Source organism: Nocardioides oceani, from assembly GCF_030412965.1.
Classification (GTDB): Bacteria; Actinomycetota; Actinomycetes; order Propionibacteriales; family Nocardioidaceae; genus Nocardioides; species Nocardioides oceani.
The window spans coordinates 659192-679940 of the sequence record NZ_JAUHJQ010000002.1; the positions used below are offsets into that span (position 1 = coordinate 659192).

The window sequence follows — 20749 nt, forward strand, 5'->3', positions numbered from 1 at the left end:
GATGACGCTGGACGAGGTCGCCGGGGTGGTCGACGGGACCGTCGACGGCGACGGCACGACGCAGGTGACGGGGCCGGCGTACCTCGACAGCCGTGACCCGGTCGTCGGCGGGCTGTTCGTCGCGGTGGCGGGGGAGCGTGTCGACGGGCACGTGTACGCCGAGCACGCCCACGCCGTCCTGGGCAGCCGGCCGACCGGTCGCCCGACCGTCGTGGTCGGCGACCCGGTCGCGGCGCTGGGGCGGCTGGCCCGCCACGTGCTCGACCGGACCGGGGCGACCGTGCTCGCCCTCACCGGCTCGCAGGGCAAGACCGGCACGAAGGACTACCTCGCGCACGTGCTCGCCACCGTCGCCGGCAGTGGCGTGCCCGGCAGCACCGTCGCCACGCGGGGCAACTTCAACAACGAGCTGGGCGTCCCCCTCACCGTGCTGCGCGCGACCCCCGACACGACCCACCTGGTGGTGGAGATGGGTGCCCGTGGCGTCGGGCACGTCGCCGAGCTGTGCCGGGTCGCCCCGCCGGTCGTCGCCGCCGTGCTGAACGTCGGCACCGCCCACCTCGGCGAGTTCGGCAGCCGCGAGGCGATCGCGCAGGGCAAGGGCGAGATCGTCGAGGCGCTGCCCGAGGGCGGCACCGCGGTGCTCAACGCCGACGACCCGCTGGTGGCCGCGATGGCGCCCCGCACCGCCGCCCGGGTGCTCGCCTTCGGCGAGACCGGCGACGTGACCTGGCGCGGTCTCGAGCTCGACGAGCTCGGCCGGCCCCGCTTCGAGCTCGGCCACGACGGCGGCTGGCACCGGGTGGCGCTGCGGCAGATCGGCGCCCACCAGGTCGCCAACGCCGCCGCGGCCGCCGCGATGGCGCTGGCCGCCGGGTGCGACCTCGCCGACGTCGCCGCCGCGCTGTCGACCGCCGAGAGCGCGTCGCGGTGGCGGATGGAGATGCACGAGCGGGCCGACGGCCTGGTGGTGCTCAACGACGCCTACAACGCCAACCCCGCGTCGGCCGTCGCCGCCATCGAGGCCCTCGCCGCGATCGGGCGGAGCGGCGGGCGGCGTACCGTCGCGGTGCTGGGGGAGATGCGCGAGCTCGGCCCGACCAGCCACGACGACCACGTCGCGGTCGGCCGGGCGGCCGCCGAGGCGGGCATCGACGTCGTCGTCGCGGTCGGGGAGCCGGCCGCCGGCATCGCCGAGGGCGCGCGTGCGGCCGCCGGCTGGACCGGTGAGGCGATGCTCACGGCGGGGCGGGACGAAGCACTCGCCTGGGTGCGGGAGAATGCTCGCGCCGGGGACGCCGTCCTCGTCAAGGCCTCGCGCGGCGCCGCGCTCGAGGTCCTCGCCGAGGGACTGCTGGAGGACGTGACGTGAGAGCCGTACTGCTCGGGGGTGGGCTCTCCCTGCTCATCTCCCTGCTCGGCACCCGGGTCGCAATCACGCAGTTCACCCGGCTGGGCTACGGCCAGGAGATCCGCGACGACGGACCGACCAGCCACCACACCAAGCGCGGCACGCCGACCATGGGCGGCGTCGTCATCATCGCCGCGACGGTCGTCGGCTACTTCGCCGCGAAGCTGATCACGATGTCGGAGCCGTCGGCCTCGGCGCTGCTGCTGCTGTTCCTCTTCGTCGGGATGGGCCTGGTCGGCTTCCTCGACGACTTCATCAAGATCTCCAAGCAGCGCAGCCTGGGCCTGCGGAGCAAGGCGAAGATGGTCGGCCAGACCGTCATCGCGGTGGTCTTCGGCCTGCTGGCGCTCTCGCCGTGGCTGGAGGACGACCGGGGCCGAACCCCGGCGTCGAACCACGTCTCGTTCATCCGTGACTTCACCGCGTTCGCGCTGCCGACCGTCGTGGTGCTCGCGCTGATCTGGCTGATCGTCACCGCCACCTCGAACGCCGTGAACCTCACCGACGGCCTCGACGGCCTGGCCACCGGCGCCAGCGTGATGGTCTTCGGCGCCTACACGCTGGTCAACATCTGGCAGAACAACCAGTCCTGCGCGATCTCGCCCGGCGCCACCTGCTACGAGGTGCGCGACCCGCTGGACCTCGCCGTGGTCGCGGCCGCCATCACCGGCGCCTGCTTCGGGTTCCTGTGGTGGAACGCCTCGCCCGCGCAGATCTTCATGGGCGACACCGGCTCGCTCGCGCTCGGCTCCGCCCTCGCGGGGCTCGCGATCCTCACCCGCACCGAGCTGCTGCTCATCGTCCTCGGCGGCGTGTTCGTCGTCGAGACCCTCTCGGTGATGCTGCAGGTCGGCTGGTTCCGCGTCAGCGGCGGCAAGCGGATCTTCCGGATGGCGCCGATCCACCACCACTTCGAGATGCTCGGCTGGGAGCAGGTCACGGTGGTCATCCGGTTCTGGATCGTCACCGGGCTCTGCGTGGCCGCGGGCCTCGGCATCTTCTACGCCGAGTGGGTCGCGGGCATCTGAACCCCTACCGGAGGTCTGTGGTGAATCTCGACTCGTTGGGCCAGCGCGACTCCTGGGGAGGCGTCCGCGCGGTCGTGGCCGGCTTCGGCGTCTCCGGCTTCGCGGCCGCCGACAACCTGCTCCACCTCGGCGCCACCGTCACCGCCCTCGACGAGTCGGCGGCCGGCAAGGAGGAGAAGGCCGAGCTGCTGGAGGTCCTCGGCGCCTCGATCCGGCTCGAGCAGGGCGCCACGGCCGTGCTGCCCGAGGACGTGGACGTCCTGGTCACCAGCCCCGGCTGGCGGCCCGACGCGCCGCTGCTCGCGCAGGCCCGGGACCGCGGCGTGCCCGTCTGGAGCGAGGTCGAGCTCGCCTGGCGCCTGCGCGACCCCGAGCGGGCCGCGCCGTGGCTCGCGGTGACCGGCACGAACGGCAAGACCACCACCGTCGGCATGCTGGACTCGATCCTGCGCGCGGCCGGGCTGCGCAGCGTCGCAGCCGGCAACATCGGCCGCCCGCTCGTCGAGGTGGTCATGGACCCCGAGCCGTACGACGTGCTGGCCGTCGAGCTCTCCAGCTTCCAGCTCCACCACACGCGGTCGATGGCGGCGGAGTCCGCGGCCGTGCTCAACCTCGCCGAGGACCACCTCGACTGGTACGCCGGCCCCGACCCGATGCGGGCCTACGCCGCGGACAAGGGCCGGATCTACGAGAACGTGCAGCGGGCCTGCGTCTACAACGCGGCCGACCCCGAGACCGAGCGGCTCGTCCGCGAGGCCGACGTGCAGGAGGGCGCCCGCGCGATCGGCTTCACCCTCGGCATGCCCGGCGTGGGGATGCTCGGGGTCGTCGAGGACATCCTGGTCGACCGCGCCTTCATCGAGGAGCGCGGCACCAGCGCCGCCGAGCTCTGCACCGTCGCCGACCTGCCCGGGCCGGCGCCCCACCTCGTGGCCGACGCGCTCGCGGCCGCCGCCCTCGCGCGCGCCCACGGCGTCTCGCAGCAGGCGGTGCGGGACGGGCTGCGCGCCTTCCACCCCGACGGCCACCGGATCGCGCTCGTCGCCGAGCACGCGGGCGTCGCGTGGGTCGACGACTCCAAGGCCACCAACCCGCACGCCGCCCAGGCCTCGCTGCAGGCCTACGACCCCGTCGTGTGGGTGGCCGGGGGCCTCGCCAAGGGTGCCGGCTTCGACGAGCTGGTCCGCTCGGTGCGCGACCGGCTGCGGGGCGTGGTCCTCCTCGGGCAGGACCGCGCGGTGATCGCCGAGGCGCTCGCGCGACACGCCCCCGATGTGCCGGTGATCGACGTCGGTGCCGGTGAGACTGGTCCCGAACAGGCTCCCATGGAGCGCGTCGTGGAGGCGGCGGCCGCGTTGGCCCGACCCGGCGACACGGTCCTGCTGGCTCCCGGCTGCGCCTCCATGGACCTGTTCACCAGCTACGCCGACCGCGGGGACCGGTTCGCGGCGGCCGTGCGGAGCAGGACCGGTCAGGACTGAGCGAGGAGGCGGGCGATGACCACCACCGTGGAGCCGCCCGCCACCGACGCCTCCTCCGCGGCACCGCGGTCCGCACGAGCGGGGCGCGCCGGCCGGTTCGCCTGGTTCGCGGCGGCCCGCGAGGCGCTCGACAAGCCGCTGACGGCGTACTACCTGTTGCTCGGCGCCTCGGGGCTGCTGCTCACCATCGGGCTGATCATGGTGCTGAGCGCCTCGAGCGTGTACTCCTTCCGCTACCTCGACAGCTCCTACGCGGTCGTCACCCGGCAGCTGGTCTGGGTCGCGCTCGGCCTGCCGGCGGCGTACGTCGCCAGCCGGCTGTCGACGCGCTGGCTCAAGCGCCTCGCCTTCCCGGCGTACCTCGTCGCGCTGGTGCTGCTGCTGATGACCGCCTTCCTCGGCGTCACCGTCAACGGCAACCAGAACTGGCTGGCGCTCGGCCCGGTGCAGATCCAGCCCTCCGAGATCGCCAAGCTCGCCCTGGTCGTGTGGGCCGCGGCGACCTACGCCAACAAGGAGCGCCGCCTGGGCCAGCTGCACCAGATCATGGTGCCGGTGGTGCCCGGCCTGCTGCTGGCCACCGGGCTGGTCGTCGTGGGTCGGGACCTGGGCACCGCGCTGGTCTTCATGGCGATCCTGCTCGGCCTGCTGTGGGTGGTCGGCGCGCCCGCGCGGTTCTTCGGCTTCAGCCTGTCGATCCTGAGCGTGCTGGCGATCTTCATCGCCTCGACCAGCTCGGAGCGGCTGGGCCGGATCACGAACTTCGTCGACCCGTTCCAGGACTACCACGACGCGGGCTGGCAGCCCGCCCACGGGTTGTACGCGCTCTCCACCGGCGGTGTCTTCGGGCAGGGCATCGGCGCCAGCCAGCAGAAGTGGGGCGACCTGCCCGAGGCCCACACCGACTTCATCTTCGCCGTGCTCGGCGAGGAGCTCGGCCTGGTCGGGACGCTCCTGGTCATCGGGCTGTTCCTGACCATCGCGTACGCCGCCCTGCGCGTCGCCCGCGAGACCGCCGACCCGTTCGTGCGCTACTGCACCTTCGGCATCGTGGTGTGGCTGATCGGCCAGATGATCATCAACGTCGGCATGGTGCTCGCCCTGCTGCCGGTCATCGGCATCCCGCTGCCGCTGGTCTCCTACGGCGGCTCCGCGCTGCTGCCCTCCCTCGTCGCGCTCGGCCTGCTCATCGGCTTCGCGCGCCGCGAGCCGGAGGCGGCGCGCGCGCTGGCCCACCGGAAGCGCGACCGCAGCCGCTCGCTCGTAGGCTGACCCGCGATGCGCGTCCTGCTCGCCGGCGGAGGAACCGCCGGCCACACCTCGCCCCTGCTCGCCACCGCCGACGCCCTGCGGCGCCTGCGGCCCGACGTGGAGATCACCTGCCTCGGCACGCCCCGCGGGCTGGAGAACCGCGTGGTCCCCGAGGCCGGCTACCCCTTGGAGCTGATCCCGCCGGTGCCGCTCCCGCGCAAGCCCGGCGCCGACCTGCTGCGCGTGCCCGGCCGCCTGCGTGCGGCCGTCCGTGCGACCGACGACGTGCTCGACCGGGTCCGGCCCGACGTGGTCGTCGGCTACGGCGGGTACGTCTCGGTGCCGGCGTACCTCGCCGCGCGCCGCCGCGGCCTGCCGGTCGTCGTCCACGAGCAGAACGCCGTCCCCGGCCTCGGCAACAAGGTCGGCGCGCGGGTCGCGCGCCGGGTGGCGGTCTCGTTCCCCGACACGCCGCTGCCGAAGGCCGAGCACGTCGGCCTGCCGATCCGCCGGATGATCTCGACCCTGGACCGCGCGGCGCTCCGCGCGGAGGCGCGGGCGTTCTTCGGCCTCGACCCCGACCTGCCCACGCTCGTGGTCACCGGCGGCTCCCAGGGCGCGCGCCGGCTCAACCAGTCGGTCTCCGGCGCCGCCGTCGCGCTCGGCGAGGCCGGCGTGCAGGTGCTGCACGTCGTGGGCCCGAAGGGCGAGGCGACGCCGGCCGTGACCGGCACGCCGTACGTCGTCGTGGACTTCGTCGACCGGATGGACCTCGCGCTGGCCGCCGCCGACCTGATGGTCTGCCGCGGGGGCGCCAACAGCGTCACCGAGGCGGCCGCGAGCGGCGTCCCGGCGGTGTTCGTGCCGCTGCCGATCGGCAACGGCGAGCAGGCGCACAACGCCCGGCCGGTCGTCGACGCCGGGGGAGCGCTGCTGGTCTCCGACGAGGCGTTCACCTCCACGTGGGTGGCGTCGACCGTGCCCGGCCTGGCCCGCGACCCCGAGCGGCTCGCCGCGATGAGCGCCGCCGCCAGCGGCCTCATCCCGCGCGACGCCGACGAGAAGCTCGCGCGGATCGTCCTCGAGGTCGGCGGGAGCGGCGCGTGAGGGTCCCCGTCCCCGACCACGTGCCCGCCGCCGAGGACCTCGGCCGCGTCCACTTCGTCGGCATCGGCGGCGCCGGGCTGTCCGGCATCGCCCGGATCATGCTCGCCCGTGGGATCGCCGTCAGCGGCAGCGACGGGGTGGACAGCCCCACCCTGGCCTCGCTCCGGTCGGCCGGCGCGACCGTGCACGTCGGGCACGACGCCGCGCACGTCGGCGACGCCGGGACCCTCGTGGTCTCCACGGCCGTGCGCGAGGACAACCCGGAGTACCTCGAGGCCGTCCGTCGCGGGCTCCTCGTCCTGCCGCGCTCGACCGCGCTCGCCTCGGTCATGGCCGGCCGCCGGGTCGTCGCCGTCGCCGGCACCCACGGCAAGACCACCACCACCTCGCTGCTCACCGTGGCGCTCCAGGCCGCCGGCGCCGACCCGACCTACGCCGTCGGCGGTGAGCTGGCCGCGACCGGCACCAACGCCGCCGAGGGGAGCGGCGACCTCTTCGTCGCCGAGGCCGACGAGAGCGACGGCGCGTTCCTCCACTACAGCCCGTACGCCGCGATCGTCACCAACGTCGACGCCGACCACCTCGACCAGTGGGGCACCCCGGAGGCGTACGCCGCCGCGTTCGACGAGTTCGCCGACACCGTCTCGCCCGACGGGTTCCTCGTCTGCGTGGTCGACGACCCCGGGGCGGCGGCGCTGGCCGAGCGGCAGCGGTCCCTCGGGCGCCGCGTCGTCACGGTCTCCACCCGGGCCGACGCCGGGGTGGACGTCGGGCCGGACGCGCTCGCGGGGGTCACGCTGTGGTCGCCCGGGGACCACTACCTCGCCGACGCGCTGGCGGCGCTGGCCGCCGGGGTCACCCTCGGGCTCGAGCCGGCCGCGCTGCGCGCCGGCCTGGCGGCGTACACCGGGACGAAGCGGCGGATGGAGCGCAAGGGCGAGGTCGCAGGCGTCCGCGTCTACGACAGCTACGCCCACCACCCGGCCGAGATCGTCGGCGACCTGCAGTCCGCGCGGTCGCTGGCAGGGGAGGGGCGCCTGGTCGTCGCCTTCCAGCCGCACCTCGTCTCGCGCACGCGGATCTTCGGCGAGGCGATGGGCCAGGCGCTCGGCGCGGCCGACGAGGTCGTGCTCACCGACGTCTACCTCGCTCGTGAGGACCCCGACCCCGAGGTCACCGGGGCGTACGTCGCCGGCGCGGTGCCGCTGCCGGCCGACCGCGTCGCGTTCGTGCCGGAGCTCGACGACGTGGCGGCCGAGCTGGTCCGCCGCGCGCGCCCCGGCGACCTCGTGCTGACCCTCGGCGCCGGCACCATCACCACCGTCGGCCCGCGCGTCCTGGAGCTGCTGCCCGACCATGGCTGACCGGTCGAGCACCGACACCTTCGAGCGGACCCGACGCCGGTTCGCGCGCCGGCAGCGCGCGGGCCGGCGACGCCGGTGGCGGCTGCTCCTCGCGCTCGTGCTCGTCGTGGCGCTGGTCGCCGGCGGGGTCTGGCTGGTGCTCTTCTCCGACCGGCTCGCGGTGCAGGGCGTCGAGGTGCGCGGCACCGGCACGCTCAGCTCCGGCGAGGTGCGGGCCGCCGCGGACGTCCCGACCGGCGAGCCGCTCGCCACGCTCGACCTCGGGGCCATCGCGTCGCGGGTCGAGACCCTCGCGCCGGTGCGCAGCGTCGACGTCTCGCGCCAGTGGCCCGACTCGGTGCTCATCGCGGTCGAGGAGCGCACCCCGGTGGCCGTCGTCTCCATCGGCGGCGAGTTCCGCGGCCTGGACGCCGAGGGCGTCGTCTTCGACCGGTTCCGCCAGGCTCCGGCGGGCCTGCCGCGGGTCGAGGTGGCCGCCGACGTCGCCGACGACGCGCTCGTCGAGGCGGCCGCCGTCGTGGCCGCCCTGCCCGGCGACCTCGCCGCGAAGGTCGACCACGTCGAGGTGCGCACCGTCGACCAGGTCTCCCTTGCCCTGCGCGACGGCCGCACCGTCCGGTGGGGGAGCGCGGAGGACTCCGAGCAGAAGGCGGAGGTCCTCGCCGGCCTGCTCGCCGCCCAGCAGGCCCCGATCTACGACGTCTCCGTCCCCGGCCAGCCCACCGTCTGCACCCAGCCCGCGGTCTGCGGCGAGTCCTGACCCGCCGAGGGGGCGCTCCACCTGGTGCCGGGACGGCCTGCTGCGCCGGGCAACGCGCTGTCCACCCGTCTGCCGCGCCGTTCGGGCGGTCACGCGCCATCCGACTGGAGCGCCGTCGGGTCAGCGCGGCAGACCTCCGGACGGCGCATTGCATGCGAGGAGACGACACCTGCGGCTGCGGGACCGGACGATCGGAGCCAGGCCCGGTCCGAAGGGTCCGGGATCCACGACACGGGCGACACGCGGCGTGTCCTCCCGGATCGGGAGTGGTCTGCTGCCTAGTGTCATGGCCACGACGAGGTTGACATAACTATAACCCTCCACCTGAGGGTCAGAGTTGAGACACACCGCGTCGGACGAACTTCTCCAGCGGGCCCGCCCCGCACCCACCGGACCGACCACCACCGAAAGGCGAAGCCGCCGTGGCAGCTGCACAGAACTACCTGGCCATCATCAAGGTCGTGGGCATCGGCGGTGGCGGCGTCAACGCCGTCAACCGGATGATCGAGGTGGGGCTCAAGGGTGTCGAGTTCATCGCGATCAACACCGACGCCCAGGCCCTCCTCATGAGCGACGCCGACGTCAAGCTCGACATCGGGCGCGAGCTCACCCGCGGCCTCGGCGCCGGCGCGAACCCCGACGTGGGCGGTCGCGCCGCCGAGGACCACGCCGACGAGATCGAGGAGGTCATCAAGGGCGCCGACATGGTGTTCGTGACCGCGGGCGAGGGCGGCGGCACCGGCACCGGCGGCGCTCCCGTCGTCGCCCGGATCGCCCGCTCGCTCGGCGCGCTGACGATCGGCGTCGTGACCCGACCCTTCGCCTTCGAGGGCCGCCGCCGCGCCAACTCCGCGGAGGAGGGCATCGCCGCGCTGCGCGAGGAGGTCGACACCCTCATCGTCATCCCGAACGACCGCCTGCTCTCGATCAGCGACCGCAACGTCTCGGTGCTCGACGCCTTCAAGCAGGCCGACCAGGTCCTGCTCCAGGGCGTCTCGGGCATCACCGACCTGATCACGACCCCGGGCCTGATCAACCTCGACTTCGCCGACGTGAAGTCGGTCATGGCCAACGCCGGTTCCGCCCTCATGGGCATCGGCTCGGCCCGCGGTGAGGACCGCTCGGTCGCGGCCGCGGAGATGGCGGTCTCCAGCCCGCTGCTGGAGGCCTCCATCGACGGCGCGCACGGCGTCCTGCTCTCGATCGCCGGCGGCTCCGACCTCGGCCTGTTCGAGATCAACGAGGCCGCCGCGCTGGTCGCCCAGGCCGTTCACCCGGAGGCCAACATCATCTTCGGCGCGACCATCGACGACGCCCTCGGTGACGAGGTCCGGGTCACGGTCATCGCCGCCGGCTTCGACGGTGGTACGCCGAAGCGGCGCGACGAGGGCACGGTGCTGCGGCGCGAGCCCCGCCCGCAGCAGACGCAGGAGGAGACCCGCAACGCGGCCCAGGTGCTCGGGAGCGCCCGCCGCGAGGAGGCGCCCGTCCGCCAGGAGGAGCGCGAGCCCGTCGCGGCCGCGAGCCGTCCGCAGCAGGCGGCGCCGGCCCCGACCCAGCCCGCCCAGCGTCCGGCCCCGCGCCAGGTCCAGTTCGACGACGACGAGCTCGACGTGCCGGACTTCCTGAAGTAACGCGTCCTTGTTCGCCTTCCGCACGACGCACGGCCCCGTCGGCCGGTCCGTGGAGCTCGCCTTCACCGACCGGTTCGGCGGGGTCAGCGCCGCGCCGTACGACGAGCTCGACCTCGCGGTCGCGCGCGACGACGACCCCGACGACCTCGGCCGGGCTCGCGCGGAGAACCTCCGCCGCGTCCTCGCCGAGATCGCCCCGGGTGCCGGGCTGGCGGACCTCCGCCAGGTGCACGGCTGCGAGGTCGTCACGGCGGACGGGCCTGTCGACCGGGCCCCGGGCGACGGGATCGTGACCACCCGCACGGACGTGGTGCTGATGGTGCGTGCGGCGGACTGCGTGCCGGTCCTGCTCTCGGGCGGGACGGTCGTCGGCGCGGCTCACGCGGGGCGCGCCGGGGTCGCGACGGGCGTCGTGCCCGCCACGGTCGCCCGGATGCGGGAGCTGGGCGGGTCCGACGTGGTCGCATGGATCGGCCCGCACGTGTGCGGGGGTTGCTACGAGGTGCCCGAGCGGATGCAGGGGGAGGTGGGGGCGGTGGAGCCGGCGACGGTCGCGACGACGACGTGGGGCACGCCCTCGCTGGACCTCGGTGCCGGAGTGCGGGCCCAGCTCGAGCGCGACGGGGTCGAGGTCGTCGACGTCGCCCGCTGCACCGTGGAGTCGCCGGACCTCTACTCCCACCGCCGCGACGGCCGGGACGCCGGGCGTCACGCCGGCTTCGTGCGGAGGGTCCGATGAGCCGCCGCGACGAGCTGGCCGCCGGCCTCGCGGCGGTCCGCGAGCGGATCGCCGGCGCGTGCGCCGCGGCCGGCCGCGACGTCGACGAGGTCGCGCTCGTGGTGGTGACCAAGTTCTTCCCGGCCTCCGACGTGCGGCTGCTGGCCGACCTCGGTGTCACCGACGTCGGCGAGAACCGCCACCAGGAGGCCGAGGCGAAGGCGGCCGAGTGCGCCGACCTCGGGCTGCGGTGGCACTTCATCGGCGGCCTGCAGTCGAACAAGGCGGCCGCCGTCGCGGCGTACTCCTCGGTCGTGGAGTCCGTCGACCGGCCCAAGCTCGTCGGTCCCCTGGGCCGGGGAGCGGCGGGGCGCGAGGAGCCGCTCGACGTGCTGCTCCAGGTGAGCCTCGACCCGCCCGGTCGCGAGGGCCGCGCCGGGGTCGACCCCGACGCCCTGCCGGCCCTGGCCGAGCGGGTGGCCGGTGAGGAGCACCTGCGCCTGCGGGGGCTGATGGCGGTCGCGCCGCTGGGCGAGGACCCCGCGGCGGCGTTCGCCCGGCTCGCCGAGGTGCGCTCCTCCTTCGTCGCCGAGCACCCCGCGGCGACCTGGTTGTCCGCCGGCATGTCCGGCGATCTCGAGCACGCGGTGCGCAACGGCGCGACACACGTGCGGATTGGCTCCGCGGTCCTCGGTTCGAGGCCCACGGACAAGTAGTGTCCAGATCACCCCATGAGTGCCCCACGCGGGCGCTGAGTCCCGAAAGGTCACACCCATGAGCGGCGCGATGCGCAGGATCGGCGAGTACCTCGGCCTGCTCGAGGACACCGGCCGGTACGACGAGTACGACGGCGACGACTACCACACCCAGGAGACGACGCCGGTCGCCGCGGCAGCCCGCGCGCAGCGTCCCCGCAGCGCGGCGCCGGCCCCGGTCGCGGACCTCGCCGAGCGCCGCCGTCCCGTCGCGCCGGTGCCGTCGGCGGGCGTCGTGGCCGAGCTGAGCCGGATCACCACGCTGCACCCGAGCACCTACAACGAGGCGCGCACCGTGGGGGAGAACTTCCGCGAGGGCGTCCCGGTCATCATGAACCTCTCGGAGATGGACGACGCCGACGCCAAGCGCCTGGTCGACTTCGCCGCGGGGCTGGTCTTCGCCACGCGTGGCACCATCGAGCGCGTCACGAACAAGGTCTTCCTGCTCTCCCCGCCCAACGTCTCGGTCGCCGCTGAGGACAAGCAGCGGATCGCCGAGGGCGGCTTCTTCAACCAGAGCTGAGGTCAGGTGCACGTAGTCGGGTCGATCATCGAGATCGTCCTCTGGGTCTTCATCGCGCTGCTGTGGGTGCGGTTCGTCGTGGACTGGGTGCAGGTCTTCGCCCGCTCCTGGTCGCCGACGGGCGTGCTGCTGGTGGCGCTCGAAGTCGTGTACTCCGTCACCGACCCGCCCATCAAGGCGCTGCGCCGGGTGGTCCCGCCGCTGCGCCTGGGCAGCGTGGCGCTCGACCTGAGCTTCATCCTCGTGATGATCACGGCCTACGTCCTGCTCCAGGTCAACCGGGCCGTCTTCCTCTGAGGGAGCGGCGGTCCGCCGGGCGACACGCGTGCGCGGCTCCGCCGCCCTGACCAGCGCGTCCGCCGGGTCACACCCGTCCCGGGCCAAGCGCTATTGTTCGACGGAGCCGCTGGCACATGTCTGTGCACACGCACCTGCCACAACCGACACGACAACGAATGGGTGAGGTCATGCCGCTGACGCCTGAGGACGTGAGCAACAAGCGCTTTACTCCTGTCCGGCTCCGTGAGGGCTACGACATGGGGGAGGTCGACCAGTTCCTCGACGAGGTGGAGGCCGAGCTCGCGCGGCTCACGAAGGAGAACGACGACCTCCGGGCCAAGCTGTCCTCCGTGCAGTCGGGCACCCAGCCGGTGCCGGTCGCCCAGCCCGCCGAGCCGACGCCCGCGCCGGCCGCCGAGAAGGCCCCCGAGCCCACGCCGGCCCCGGTCGCGCAGCCGGCCGCCGCGAACGCCGGCGCCCCGCTCGAGACCATCCGGGTCGAGACCGTCCCGCAGGCCTCGAACGCCGCCGCGCGGCTGCTCGAGATCGCCACCCGCAACGCCGACGAGCTCGTCGACGAGGCCAAGAACGAGGCCGACAAGATCGTCGGCGAGGCCCGCACCAAGGCCGAGCGCCTGGAGTCGGAGTCCAAGACCAAGGCCGACCGCCTCGAGTCCGACGCCCGCACCCGCGCGCAGATGCTCGACTCCGAGACCGCCGAGCGCCGCCAGCAGATGTTCGGCGAGCTCGAGCGCGAGCGGGACCGGCTCAACAGCGAGGTGGAGACCCTGCGCTCCTTCGAGCGCGAGTACCGCTCCCGTCTCAAGAGCTACTTCACCCAGCAGCTCGAGGCCCTCGGCGCGGCCGAGAGCGCGGCGCCGACCGACGAGCAGCCCGCTCCGAAGCGACTCCGCTCCATCCTCGGCGAGGACGAGTCCTGAGCTAGGCACCACCCGCCGCACCGCGGCACCGCACGACCTCCCGGACGGCCGGCCCTCGTGGCCGGCCGTCCGTCTGCGTCCGCGCCTCGGAGTGTCCGGTTGGTCGGGGCAACCGGCTCGACTACCCTCCGGCCCAGCACGGTGGCTCACCGCCATCGCCGCGACCGGCCCGAGGAGGCCCGATGGCACGGAGCACGAGGAGGGGCCTGACCGGGACCGCCGTGTCGGCCGCCCGGCGGGTGATCGGCCTGGTCGGGACCGCGGAGCCCGAGCCCACCGCGGACCGGGCGCCCGAGAAGAGGGCCCCCGCGACGAAGAAGGCGCCTGCGAAGAAGGCCCCGGCCAAGAAGGCCCCGGCCAAGAAGGCCGCCGCGGACAAGGCTCCGCCGAAGAAGGCCGCCGCCACGAAGACCCCCGCGAAGAAGGCTCCGCCGAAGCAGGCCGCCGCCACGAAGACCCCCGCCACGAAGACCCCCGCGGAGAAGGCGCCCGCCACGAAGACCCCGGCGCGGAGGACCCCCGCCGAGACGTCACCCACCCCGAGGAAGGCCACGCCGGTGACCGAAGCCCGCCAGAAGTCCGGCTCGCAGCAGACGAGCGGCAAGAAGGCCACCGCGAAGGCGGCAGGCACCGGTGCGGCCAGCCCGAAGGCGGCCGCGAAGCAGGCGCCGCTCGCGAGCCTGGTCGTCAAGGAGGGGGAGGAGGCGTGGACCAGCGAGGAGCTCGCCGAGGTCATCGACGAGCTCCACGAGCAGCGTGACCACAGCGCCACGATCATCCAGGGCCTCGACGACGAGCTCTCGGGCCTCATGCGCGACTCCGGCGACGGGGCCGGGCAGGACCAGGCCGACATCGGCTCGACGTCCTTCGAGCGCGACCACGAGCTGACCGTCCTCAACAACGAGCGCGACAAGGTGGCCCAGATCGAGCGGGCCCTGGGACGCATCGACGACGGGACGTACGGCGTGTGCGAGTCGTGCGGGGAGCCCATCGGGAAGATGCGGCTGATGGCTTTTCCCCGTGCGACACTCTGCATGACATGCAAGCAGCGCGAGGAACGTCGCTGAGCGACGACACCGCCCGTCCCGCCGTACCGTCGTACCCGCGGCGGGCCCGTTTCCGGCTCCTGTTCGCCGGGGTCTTCGCGGTCCTGTACGCCGTCGACGTGGTCTCCAAGATCCTCGCCGTCGAGCACCTCACCGACCGGCCGGACGTCGAGCTGGTCGGCGACCTGCTCGTGCTGCACCTGGTGCGCAACCCGGGCGCGGCGTTCAGCACCGGCACGGAGTACACCGTGGTGCTGTCCTGCATCGCGATCGCCGCGGTCCTGGTCGTGCTGTGGCTGGCCCGCCGGATCGGCGACGTGGTCTGGGCGGTCGCGCTGGGCCTGCTGCTCGCCGGGGTGGCAGGCAACCTCACCGACCGCCTGCTCCGTTCGCCCGGCCCTCTGCGGGGGCACGTGATCGACATGTTCATGCTGCCGAACTGGCCGGTCTTCAACGTCGCCGACATGTGCATCAACGTCGCGGCGGCCCTGATCCTCGTCCAGGCCTTCCGCGGCGTGCGGATCGACGGCGGGAGGGAGGACCGGTGACCCAGACCGACCACCGCAGCCTGACCGTGCCCGACGGCCTCGCCGGCGAGCGCGTCGACGCCGCGATGGCGCGGATGTTCGGCGTCTCGCGGACACGCGCCGCCGACCTGATCGCCGCGGGCCTCGTCCAGCTCGACGGTGCCGAGGTCGGCAAGAGCGACCGCGTCCTGCCCGGCGCCGTGCTCGACGTGACGATCCCGAGCCTGGTCGACCCGCTCGAGGTCGTCCCCGAGATCGTCGAGGGGATCGGGATCATCCACGACGACGACGCGATCGTGGTGATCGACAAGCCGGTCGGCGTCGCCGTCCACCCCTCGCCCGGCTGGTCCGGCCCGACCGTCGTGGGCCACCTGGCCGGCGCGGGGTTCCGGATCGCCACCAGCGGCGCCTCGGAGCGCCAGGGCATCGTGCAGCGTCTCGACGTCGGCACGTCCGGGGTCATGGTGATCGCGAAGTCCGAGCACGCCTACTCGGTGCTGAAGAACGCCTTCCGCAACCGCACCGTCGACAAGACCTACCACGCGCTCGTCCAGGGCCACCCGGACCCGCTCGAGGGCACCGTCGACGCCCCGATCGGCCGGCACCCCAAGGCGGACTACAAGTTCGCGGTCATGGCCGACGGCCGGGCCAGCGTCACGCACTACAACACCCTCGAGGCGCACCGCTTCGCCAGCCTGCTCGAGGTCCACCTCGAGACCGGGCGCACCCACCAGATCCGCGTGCACATGGCTGCGCTCAAGCACCCGTGCGTGGGGGACCTGACCTACGGCGCGGACCCGACGCTGGCCCGTCGGGTCGGGCTGGAGCGCCAGTGGCTGCACGCGGTCCGGCTCGGCTTCGAGCACCCCGAGACCGGCGAGCACGTGAGCTACGCGTCGACGTACCCCGACGACCTGGCGCACGCGCTCGAGGTCATCCGTGACGCCACCTGAGCGCTCGCGGGCGGCGCTCGACGGGCTGACCGTCCGTCCGGCCGTGCCCGGCGATGCCGGCGCGCTGGCGGCGGTGCACCTGCGGGCCCGGCGCGCCGCGCCGATGCCGGAGCCGGCGCACCCCGACGCGACGCTCGCGCCGTTCCTGGCCACCCGCATCGGTGCCGACCAGGTCTGGGTCGCCGAGGCGGGGGAGCGGGTCGTCGGCTACGCCCGGCACACCGGCACCTGGCTCGACGACCTGTACGTCGACCCGTCGGCCGCCCGCCGAGGAGTCGGCTCGGTGCTGGTCGACCTCGTCAAGGACCGGCTCGCGGACGGGTTCTGCCTGTGGGTCTTCGAGTCCAACGCACCGGCCCGCGCCTTCTACGCGCGCCACGGGCTCATCGAGCTCGAGCGCACCGACGGGTCGGCCAACGAGGAGCGCAGCCCCGACGTGCGGATGGCGTGGCCGGGTCGAGACCCGGTCGCGTTCCTGCGCGGCCTCGTCGACGAGGTCGACGCCGAGCTGGGTGACCTGCTGGCGCGCCGGGCGGCGCTCACGCGGGCCATCCAGCCGCTCAAGTCCGACGCCGCGCGCGACCCCGCCCGGGAGCTCGAGGTGGCCGAGCGGATCGCCCGCCGGGCGCCCGAGTTGGGCACCGACCGGCTCGTCCCGGTCGTCGACGCGATCATCACCGCCTCCCTCGACGCCGCCCGCTGACGCGTTCGTCACGGCCGGCCCCACTGTCGGCGACGAGTGCCAGCATCGGGCTCGGCCGTCGAGTAACCTGACGTCCTTCCCCCAGGATCGACGCCGGGCCGTCCACCCGGTGGCTGATGCTGCCCATCCGCCGCTTCGACCCCGAGGAGATCGATACCGCCGATGTCGACCGGCTCGCAGGACTCGTTCGTCCACCTGCACGTCCACACCGAGTACTCCATGCTCGACGGGGCCTCGCTGCTCGACGGACTCTTCACCCGCGTCGCGGACCTCGGGATGCCCGCCATCGCGATGACCGACCACGGCAACCTGCACGGCGCCTTCGACTTCTGGTCCAAGGCCCGCAAGCACGGCGTCAAGCCGATCATCGGCATCGAGGCGTACCTCACCCCGGGCACCCCGCGCGGCGAGCGCAAGCGCGTGCGGTGGGGGAAGGGCGACGTCAGGGAGGAAGGCGGCGACGACGTCGCGGGCGGCGGCGCATACACCCACATGACGATGTGGGCCGAGAACACCGTCGGCATGCACAACCTCTTCCGGCTCTCCTCGCGCTCGAGCCTCGAGGGCTTCTTCTACAAGCCGCGCATGGACAAGGAGATCCTCGCCGAGCACAGCGAGGGGATCATCGTCAGCACCGGCTGCCCCAGCGGTGCGATCCAGACCCGCCTGCGCCTGGGCCAGTGGGACGAGGCGGTGCGCGAGGCCGGCGAGCTGCAGGACATGTTCGGCCGCGACAACGTCTTCCTCGAGCTGATGGACCACGACATCTCCGTGGAGAAGCGGGTCCGCGACGACCTGCTCAAGCTCGGCCGCCAGCTCGGCATCCCGCCGCTGGCGACGAACGACTCTCACTACAACAACCCCGACGACGCCGCGGCCCACGACGCCCTCATCTGCGTCGCGTCCGGCAAGCGGCTCGCCGACACGAACCGGCTGAAGTTCGACGGCGGCGGCTACTACATCAAGTCCGCTGCCGAGATGCGCGAGCTGTGGGCCGACCGCCACGACATGCGCGAGGCGTGCGACAACACCCTCGCGCTCGCCGAGCGCTGCGAGGTGGAGTTCGTCGAGTCCACCGGCGGCTACATGGCGCGCGCCGACATCCCCGCGGGCGAGACCGAGGAGAGCTGGTTCCGCAAGGAGGTCTGGCGGGGCATCGAGTCGCGCTACCCCGGCGACCGGGTCACCCAGGAGGTCAGGGACCGCGTCGAGATGGAGCTCGGCGTCATCTCGGCCAAGGGCTACTGCGGCTACTACCTGGTGGTCGCCGACTTCATCCAGTGGGCCAAGGACAACGGGATCCGCGTCGGACCCGGTCGTGGTTCGGGTGCGGGCTCGATCGCGGCGTACGCGTTGCGCATCACCGACCTGTGCCCGCTGGAGCACGGCCTGTTCTTCGAGCGGTTCCTCAACCCCGAGCGCCCCTCGATGCCGGACTTCGACATCGACTTCGACGACCACCGCCGTGGCGAGGTCATCGCCTACGTCACCCGCAAGTACGGCGCCGACCGCGTGGCCCAGATCGCGACCTTCGGCCGGCTCAAGGCCAAGGCCGCGATCAAGGACGCCGCGCGCGTGCTCGACTACGGCTTCGCGATCTCCGACCGGATCACCAAGGCCCTCCCGGCCGACGTGATGGGCAAGGGCGTCCCGCTCAAGGAGCTGTTCAACCCCGACCACAAGCGGTACGGCGAGGGCGGGGAGTTCCGCTCCCTGCACGACTCCGACGTCGACGTCCGCACGATCTACGAGACCGCGGTGGGCCTCGAGGGCCAGATCCGCAACTGGGGCGTGCACGCCGCCGGCGTGATCATGTCCAGCGACCCGCTGATCGACATCGTGCCGATCATGTCGCGCCCCCAGGACGGCGCCATCATCACCCAGTTCGACTACCCGATGTGCGAGGCGCTCGGGCTGGTCAAGATGGACTTCCTGGGCCTGAGCAACCTCCACATCCTGGAGAACGCGCTGGTCAACATCGAGGCCAACCGGGGCGAGAAGGTCGTCCTGGAGGAGCTGCCGTTCGACGACCGGGCGACGTACGAGCTGATGGGCCGCGGTGACACCCTCGGCGTCTTCCAGCTCGATGGTGGCGGCATGCGCGCGCTGCTGCGCTCCATGCAGCCCGACCAGTTCGCCGACATCACCGCGGTCAGCGCGCTCTACCGCCCCGGCCCGATGGGCGCCGACTCGCACAACAAGTACGCGCGCCGCAAGAACGGCCGCGAGCCGATCGAGCCGATCCACCCGGCGCTCGCGGAGGCGCTCGAGCCGGTCCTGGGGGAGACCTACGGCCTGATCGTCTACCAGGAGCAGGTCATGGCGATCGCCCAGGTCCTGGCCGGCTTCACCCTGGGCGCCGCGGACAACCTGCGGCGCGCGATGGGCAAGAAGAAGAAGGAGGAGCTCGACAAGCAGTACGCCGGCTTCCAGGCCGGCATGCTCGAGCGCGGCTTCCCCCAGGACGCGATCGACAAGCTGTGGGAGATCCTGCTCCCGTTCTCCGACTACGCCTTCAACAAGTCCCACTCCGCGGCGTACGGCGTCATCACCTACTGGACCGCCTACCTCAAGGCCAACTACCCGGCCGAGTACATGGCCGCCCTGCTGACGTCGGCGAAGGACGACAAGGACAAGCTGGCGATCTACCTCAACGAGTGCCGCCGGATGCGGATCCAGGTGCTCCCGCCGGACGTCAACGAGTCGGCCCACGACTTCACGCCGGTCGGGACCGACATCCGCTTCGGCCTGACCGCGATCCGCAACGTCGGCGCGAACGTCGTCGACGGCATCGTGGCGGCGCGCGAGGAGAAGGGGCGCTACCAGGACTTCAACGACTTCCTCACCAAGGTGCCGTCCCACGTCTGCAACAAGCGGGTCATCGAGTCGCTCATCCTCGCCGGCGCCTTCGACGACATGAAGCACCTGCGCCGCGCGCTGCACCTGATCCACGAGGACGCGGTCGACCGGTACGTCGGCCTCAAGCGCGCCGACGAGGGGCAGGACTCGCTCTTCGGCGGGCTCGGCGAGGCCGACGAGGTCGGCTTCGACGTGAGCGTGCCGCTCCCCGAGGTCGACGAGTGGGACAAGATGACCGTGCTGAGCCGGGAGCGGGACATGCTCGGCCTCTACGTCTCCGACCACCCGCTGCTCGGCCTCGAGCACGTGCTCGCCAACAGCAGCGACTGCACCATCGGCCAGCTGATGCTCGACGAGGACCGGCCCGACGGCGCGACGATCACCGTCAGCGGCCTGGTCACCTCGGTGCAGCGCAAGATCACCAAGCGCGGGGACGCGTGGGCGATGATCACGCTGGAGGACCTCGACGGCGCCATCGACGTGCTGCTGTTCCCGAGCTCCTACCAGCTGGCCAGCACCTACCTGACCGAGGACGCGATCCTCACCGTCAAGGGCCGGATCTCGCGCAGCAAGGACCAGCCGGAGCTGCACGGGCAGGAGGTGACGGTCCCCGACATCACCGACGGCCCCTCGGGGCCGGTGGTGATCAAGGTGCCCCAGACCCGGGTCAACCAGGACGTGGTCGCCCACCTCAAGGACGTGCTGTCCACCCATCCCGGCATGACCGAGGTGCACCTGCGCGTGCTCATGCGCGACAAGACCCTGGTCATGCGGATCGGCGACCACCACCGGGTGACCCCGAGCCCGGCGTTGTTCGCGGACCTCAAGCAGCTGTTGGGCCCCGGGTGCCTGACCAGCTGACGGCGCCGGCGACCCACGGGCCGGCCGCGCGCACGCGGCGTACCGGCGTGCTGGCGGTCGCGCTCGAGGCGCTCGCGGTCGTGACGGCACTGGTCGTGGCGGGCCTCGTCGCCGGCGTGATCTGGTACCAGCTGTGGACGCCGGTCCCCGGGGTCGTGCAGGACGGGCGGTGGTTCACCGACGAGGAGGGGCTTCGCAGCGCCGTCTCGGGCACGGTCCTCTACGTGCTGGTCGCCGTCCTGACCGGCTTCCTGGTCGGCGCGCTGACGGCGTACGTCTTCGACCGGGCCGAGCTGGTCACCCTCGCCGCCACCCTCGTGGGGGCCGCGCTCGGCGGCTGGCTGATGCTGCGGCTCGGGCTCGAGTGGAGCCCCGCCGACCCGGAGACGCTCGCGCGGACGGCCGCCGACGGCACGGAGCTCGACAGCGCGCTGGTCGTCGACCTGCCGCACGCCTGGCTGGCGCTCCCCGGCGGGGCGCTGGTCGGGACCGCGGTGGTCTTCCTCGTCACCACCAAGCGCGCCGCCGCCGCCCGGGGCTGACCCGGC

19 protein-coding genes are annotated in these 20749 nt (G+C 73.2%); all 19 read left to right on the forward strand.

The window, feature by feature from the left end; all coding sequences use genetic code 11:
• Nucleotide 1: 1 nt before the first annotated feature.
• Entirely contained in the window at nucleotides 2-1372 is a 1371-nt protein-coding gene (locus QWY28_RS08755) for a UDP-N-acetylmuramoyl-tripeptide--D-alanyl-D-alanine ligase (protein ID WP_300952302.1), read from the forward strand.
• Nucleotides 1369-2439: a phospho-N-acetylmuramoyl-pentapeptide-transferase gene (gene mraY, locus QWY28_RS08760; protein ID WP_300952078.1), complete on the forward strand. Its 1071-nt coding sequence runs from the start codon at nucleotides 1369-1371 to the stop codon at nucleotides 2437-2439. The genes QWY28_RS08755 and mraY overlap by 4 nt, the downstream gene beginning before the upstream one ends.
• A gap of 20 nt (nucleotides 2440-2459) precedes the next feature.
• On the forward strand, nucleotides 2460-3920 hold the full coding sequence (murD, locus tag QWY28_RS08765) for a UDP-N-acetylmuramoyl-L-alanine--D-glutamate ligase (protein WP_300952303.1): 1461 nt from the start codon (nucleotides 2460-2462) through the stop codon (nucleotides 3918-3920).
• A 15-nt stretch (nucleotides 3921-3935) separates the two neighbouring features.
• Nucleotides 3936-5192, forward strand: coding sequence for a putative lipid II flippase FtsW (ftsW, locus tag QWY28_RS08770; RefSeq protein ID WP_300952080.1), 1257 nt, complete (start codon nucleotides 3936-3938; stop codon nucleotides 5190-5192).
• Between the two features lie 6 nt (nucleotides 5193-5198).
• Entirely contained in the window at nucleotides 5199-6278 is a 1080-nt protein-coding gene (murG, locus tag QWY28_RS08775; RefSeq protein ID WP_300952082.1) for an undecaprenyldiphospho-muramoylpentapeptide beta-N-acetylglucosaminyltransferase, read from the forward strand.
• The gene (gene murC, locus QWY28_RS08780; protein ID WP_300952083.1) at nucleotides 6275-7642 is read left to right on the forward strand and encodes a UDP-N-acetylmuramate--L-alanine ligase; all 1368 of its coding nucleotides are present in this window, start codon (nucleotides 6275-6277) and stop codon (nucleotides 7640-7642) included. The genes murG and murC overlap by 4 nt, the downstream gene beginning before the upstream one ends.
• Nucleotides 7635-8402 (forward strand): cell division protein FtsQ/DivIB, encoded by a 768-nt coding sequence (locus QWY28_RS08785; protein WP_300952085.1) that lies wholly within the window; start codon nucleotides 7635-7637, stop codon nucleotides 8400-8402. Before murC ends, QWY28_RS08785 begins: the two co-directional genes overlap by 8 nt.
• 422 nt (nucleotides 8403-8824) lie before the next feature.
• Nucleotides 8825-10036: a cell division protein FtsZ gene (gene ftsZ / locus QWY28_RS08790; protein ID WP_300952086.1), complete on the forward strand. Its 1212-nt coding sequence runs from the start codon at nucleotides 8825-8827 to the stop codon at nucleotides 10034-10036.
• A gap of 7 nt (nucleotides 10037-10043) precedes the next feature.
• Nucleotides 10044-10775: a purine nucleoside phosphorylase YfiH/LACC1 family protein gene (locus QWY28_RS08795; RefSeq protein ID WP_300952088.1), complete on the forward strand. Its 732-nt coding sequence runs from the start codon at nucleotides 10044-10046 to the stop codon at nucleotides 10773-10775.
• Entirely contained in the window at nucleotides 10772-11470 is a 699-nt protein-coding gene (locus QWY28_RS08800; protein WP_300952089.1) for a YggS family pyridoxal phosphate-dependent enzyme, read from the forward strand. The genes QWY28_RS08795 and QWY28_RS08800 overlap by 4 nt, the downstream gene beginning before the upstream one ends.
• Nucleotides 11471-11528: 58 nt before the next feature.
• Nucleotides 11529-12032: a cell division protein SepF gene (locus QWY28_RS08805; protein WP_300952091.1), complete on the forward strand. Its 504-nt coding sequence runs from the start codon at nucleotides 11529-11531 to the stop codon at nucleotides 12030-12032.
• 6 nt (nucleotides 12033-12038) lie between these two features.
• Complete coding sequence (locus QWY28_RS08810; protein WP_300952093.1) at nucleotides 12039-12329, forward strand: YggT family protein; 291 nt, start codon at nucleotides 12039-12041, stop codon at nucleotides 12327-12329.
• Nucleotides 12330-12499: 170 nt separating this feature from the next.
• Nucleotides 12500-13252 carry a DivIVA domain-containing protein gene (locus tag QWY28_RS08815; RefSeq protein WP_300952095.1) on the forward strand — a complete coding sequence of 251 codons (753 nt, stop codon included), beginning with the start codon at nucleotides 12500-12502 and terminating at the stop codon, nucleotides 13250-13252.
• Between the two features lie 182 nt (nucleotides 13253-13434).
• Nucleotides 13435-14319: a TraR/DksA family transcriptional regulator gene (locus tag QWY28_RS08820; protein WP_300952097.1), complete on the forward strand. Its 885-nt coding sequence runs from the start codon at nucleotides 13435-13437 to the stop codon at nucleotides 14317-14319.
• Nucleotides 14292-14846, forward strand: a complete 555-nt coding sequence (lspA, locus tag QWY28_RS08825; protein WP_300952099.1) for a signal peptidase II — start codon at nucleotides 14292-14294, stop codon at nucleotides 14844-14846. The genes QWY28_RS08820 and lspA overlap by 28 nt, the downstream gene beginning before the upstream one ends.
• Nucleotides 14843-15778, forward strand: a complete 936-nt coding sequence (locus QWY28_RS08830) for an RluA family pseudouridine synthase (RefSeq protein WP_300952101.1) — start codon at nucleotides 14843-14845, stop codon at nucleotides 15776-15778. The genes lspA and QWY28_RS08830 overlap by 4 nt, the downstream gene beginning before the upstream one ends.
• Complete coding sequence (locus QWY28_RS08835) at nucleotides 15765-16481, forward strand: GNAT family N-acetyltransferase (RefSeq protein WP_300952103.1); 717 nt, start codon at nucleotides 15765-15767, stop codon at nucleotides 16479-16481. Before QWY28_RS08830 ends, QWY28_RS08835 begins: the two co-directional genes overlap by 14 nt.
• Nucleotides 16482-16643: 162 nt before the next feature.
• Entirely contained in the window at nucleotides 16644-20201 is a 3558-nt protein-coding gene (dnaE, locus tag QWY28_RS08840; protein ID WP_300952104.1) for a DNA polymerase III subunit alpha, read from the forward strand.
• Nucleotides 20186-20743, forward strand: a complete 558-nt coding sequence (locus QWY28_RS08845; RefSeq protein WP_300952106.1) for a hypothetical protein — start codon at nucleotides 20186-20188, stop codon at nucleotides 20741-20743. Before dnaE ends, QWY28_RS08845 begins: the two co-directional genes overlap by 16 nt.
• Nucleotides 20744-20749 lie beyond the last annotated feature (6 nt).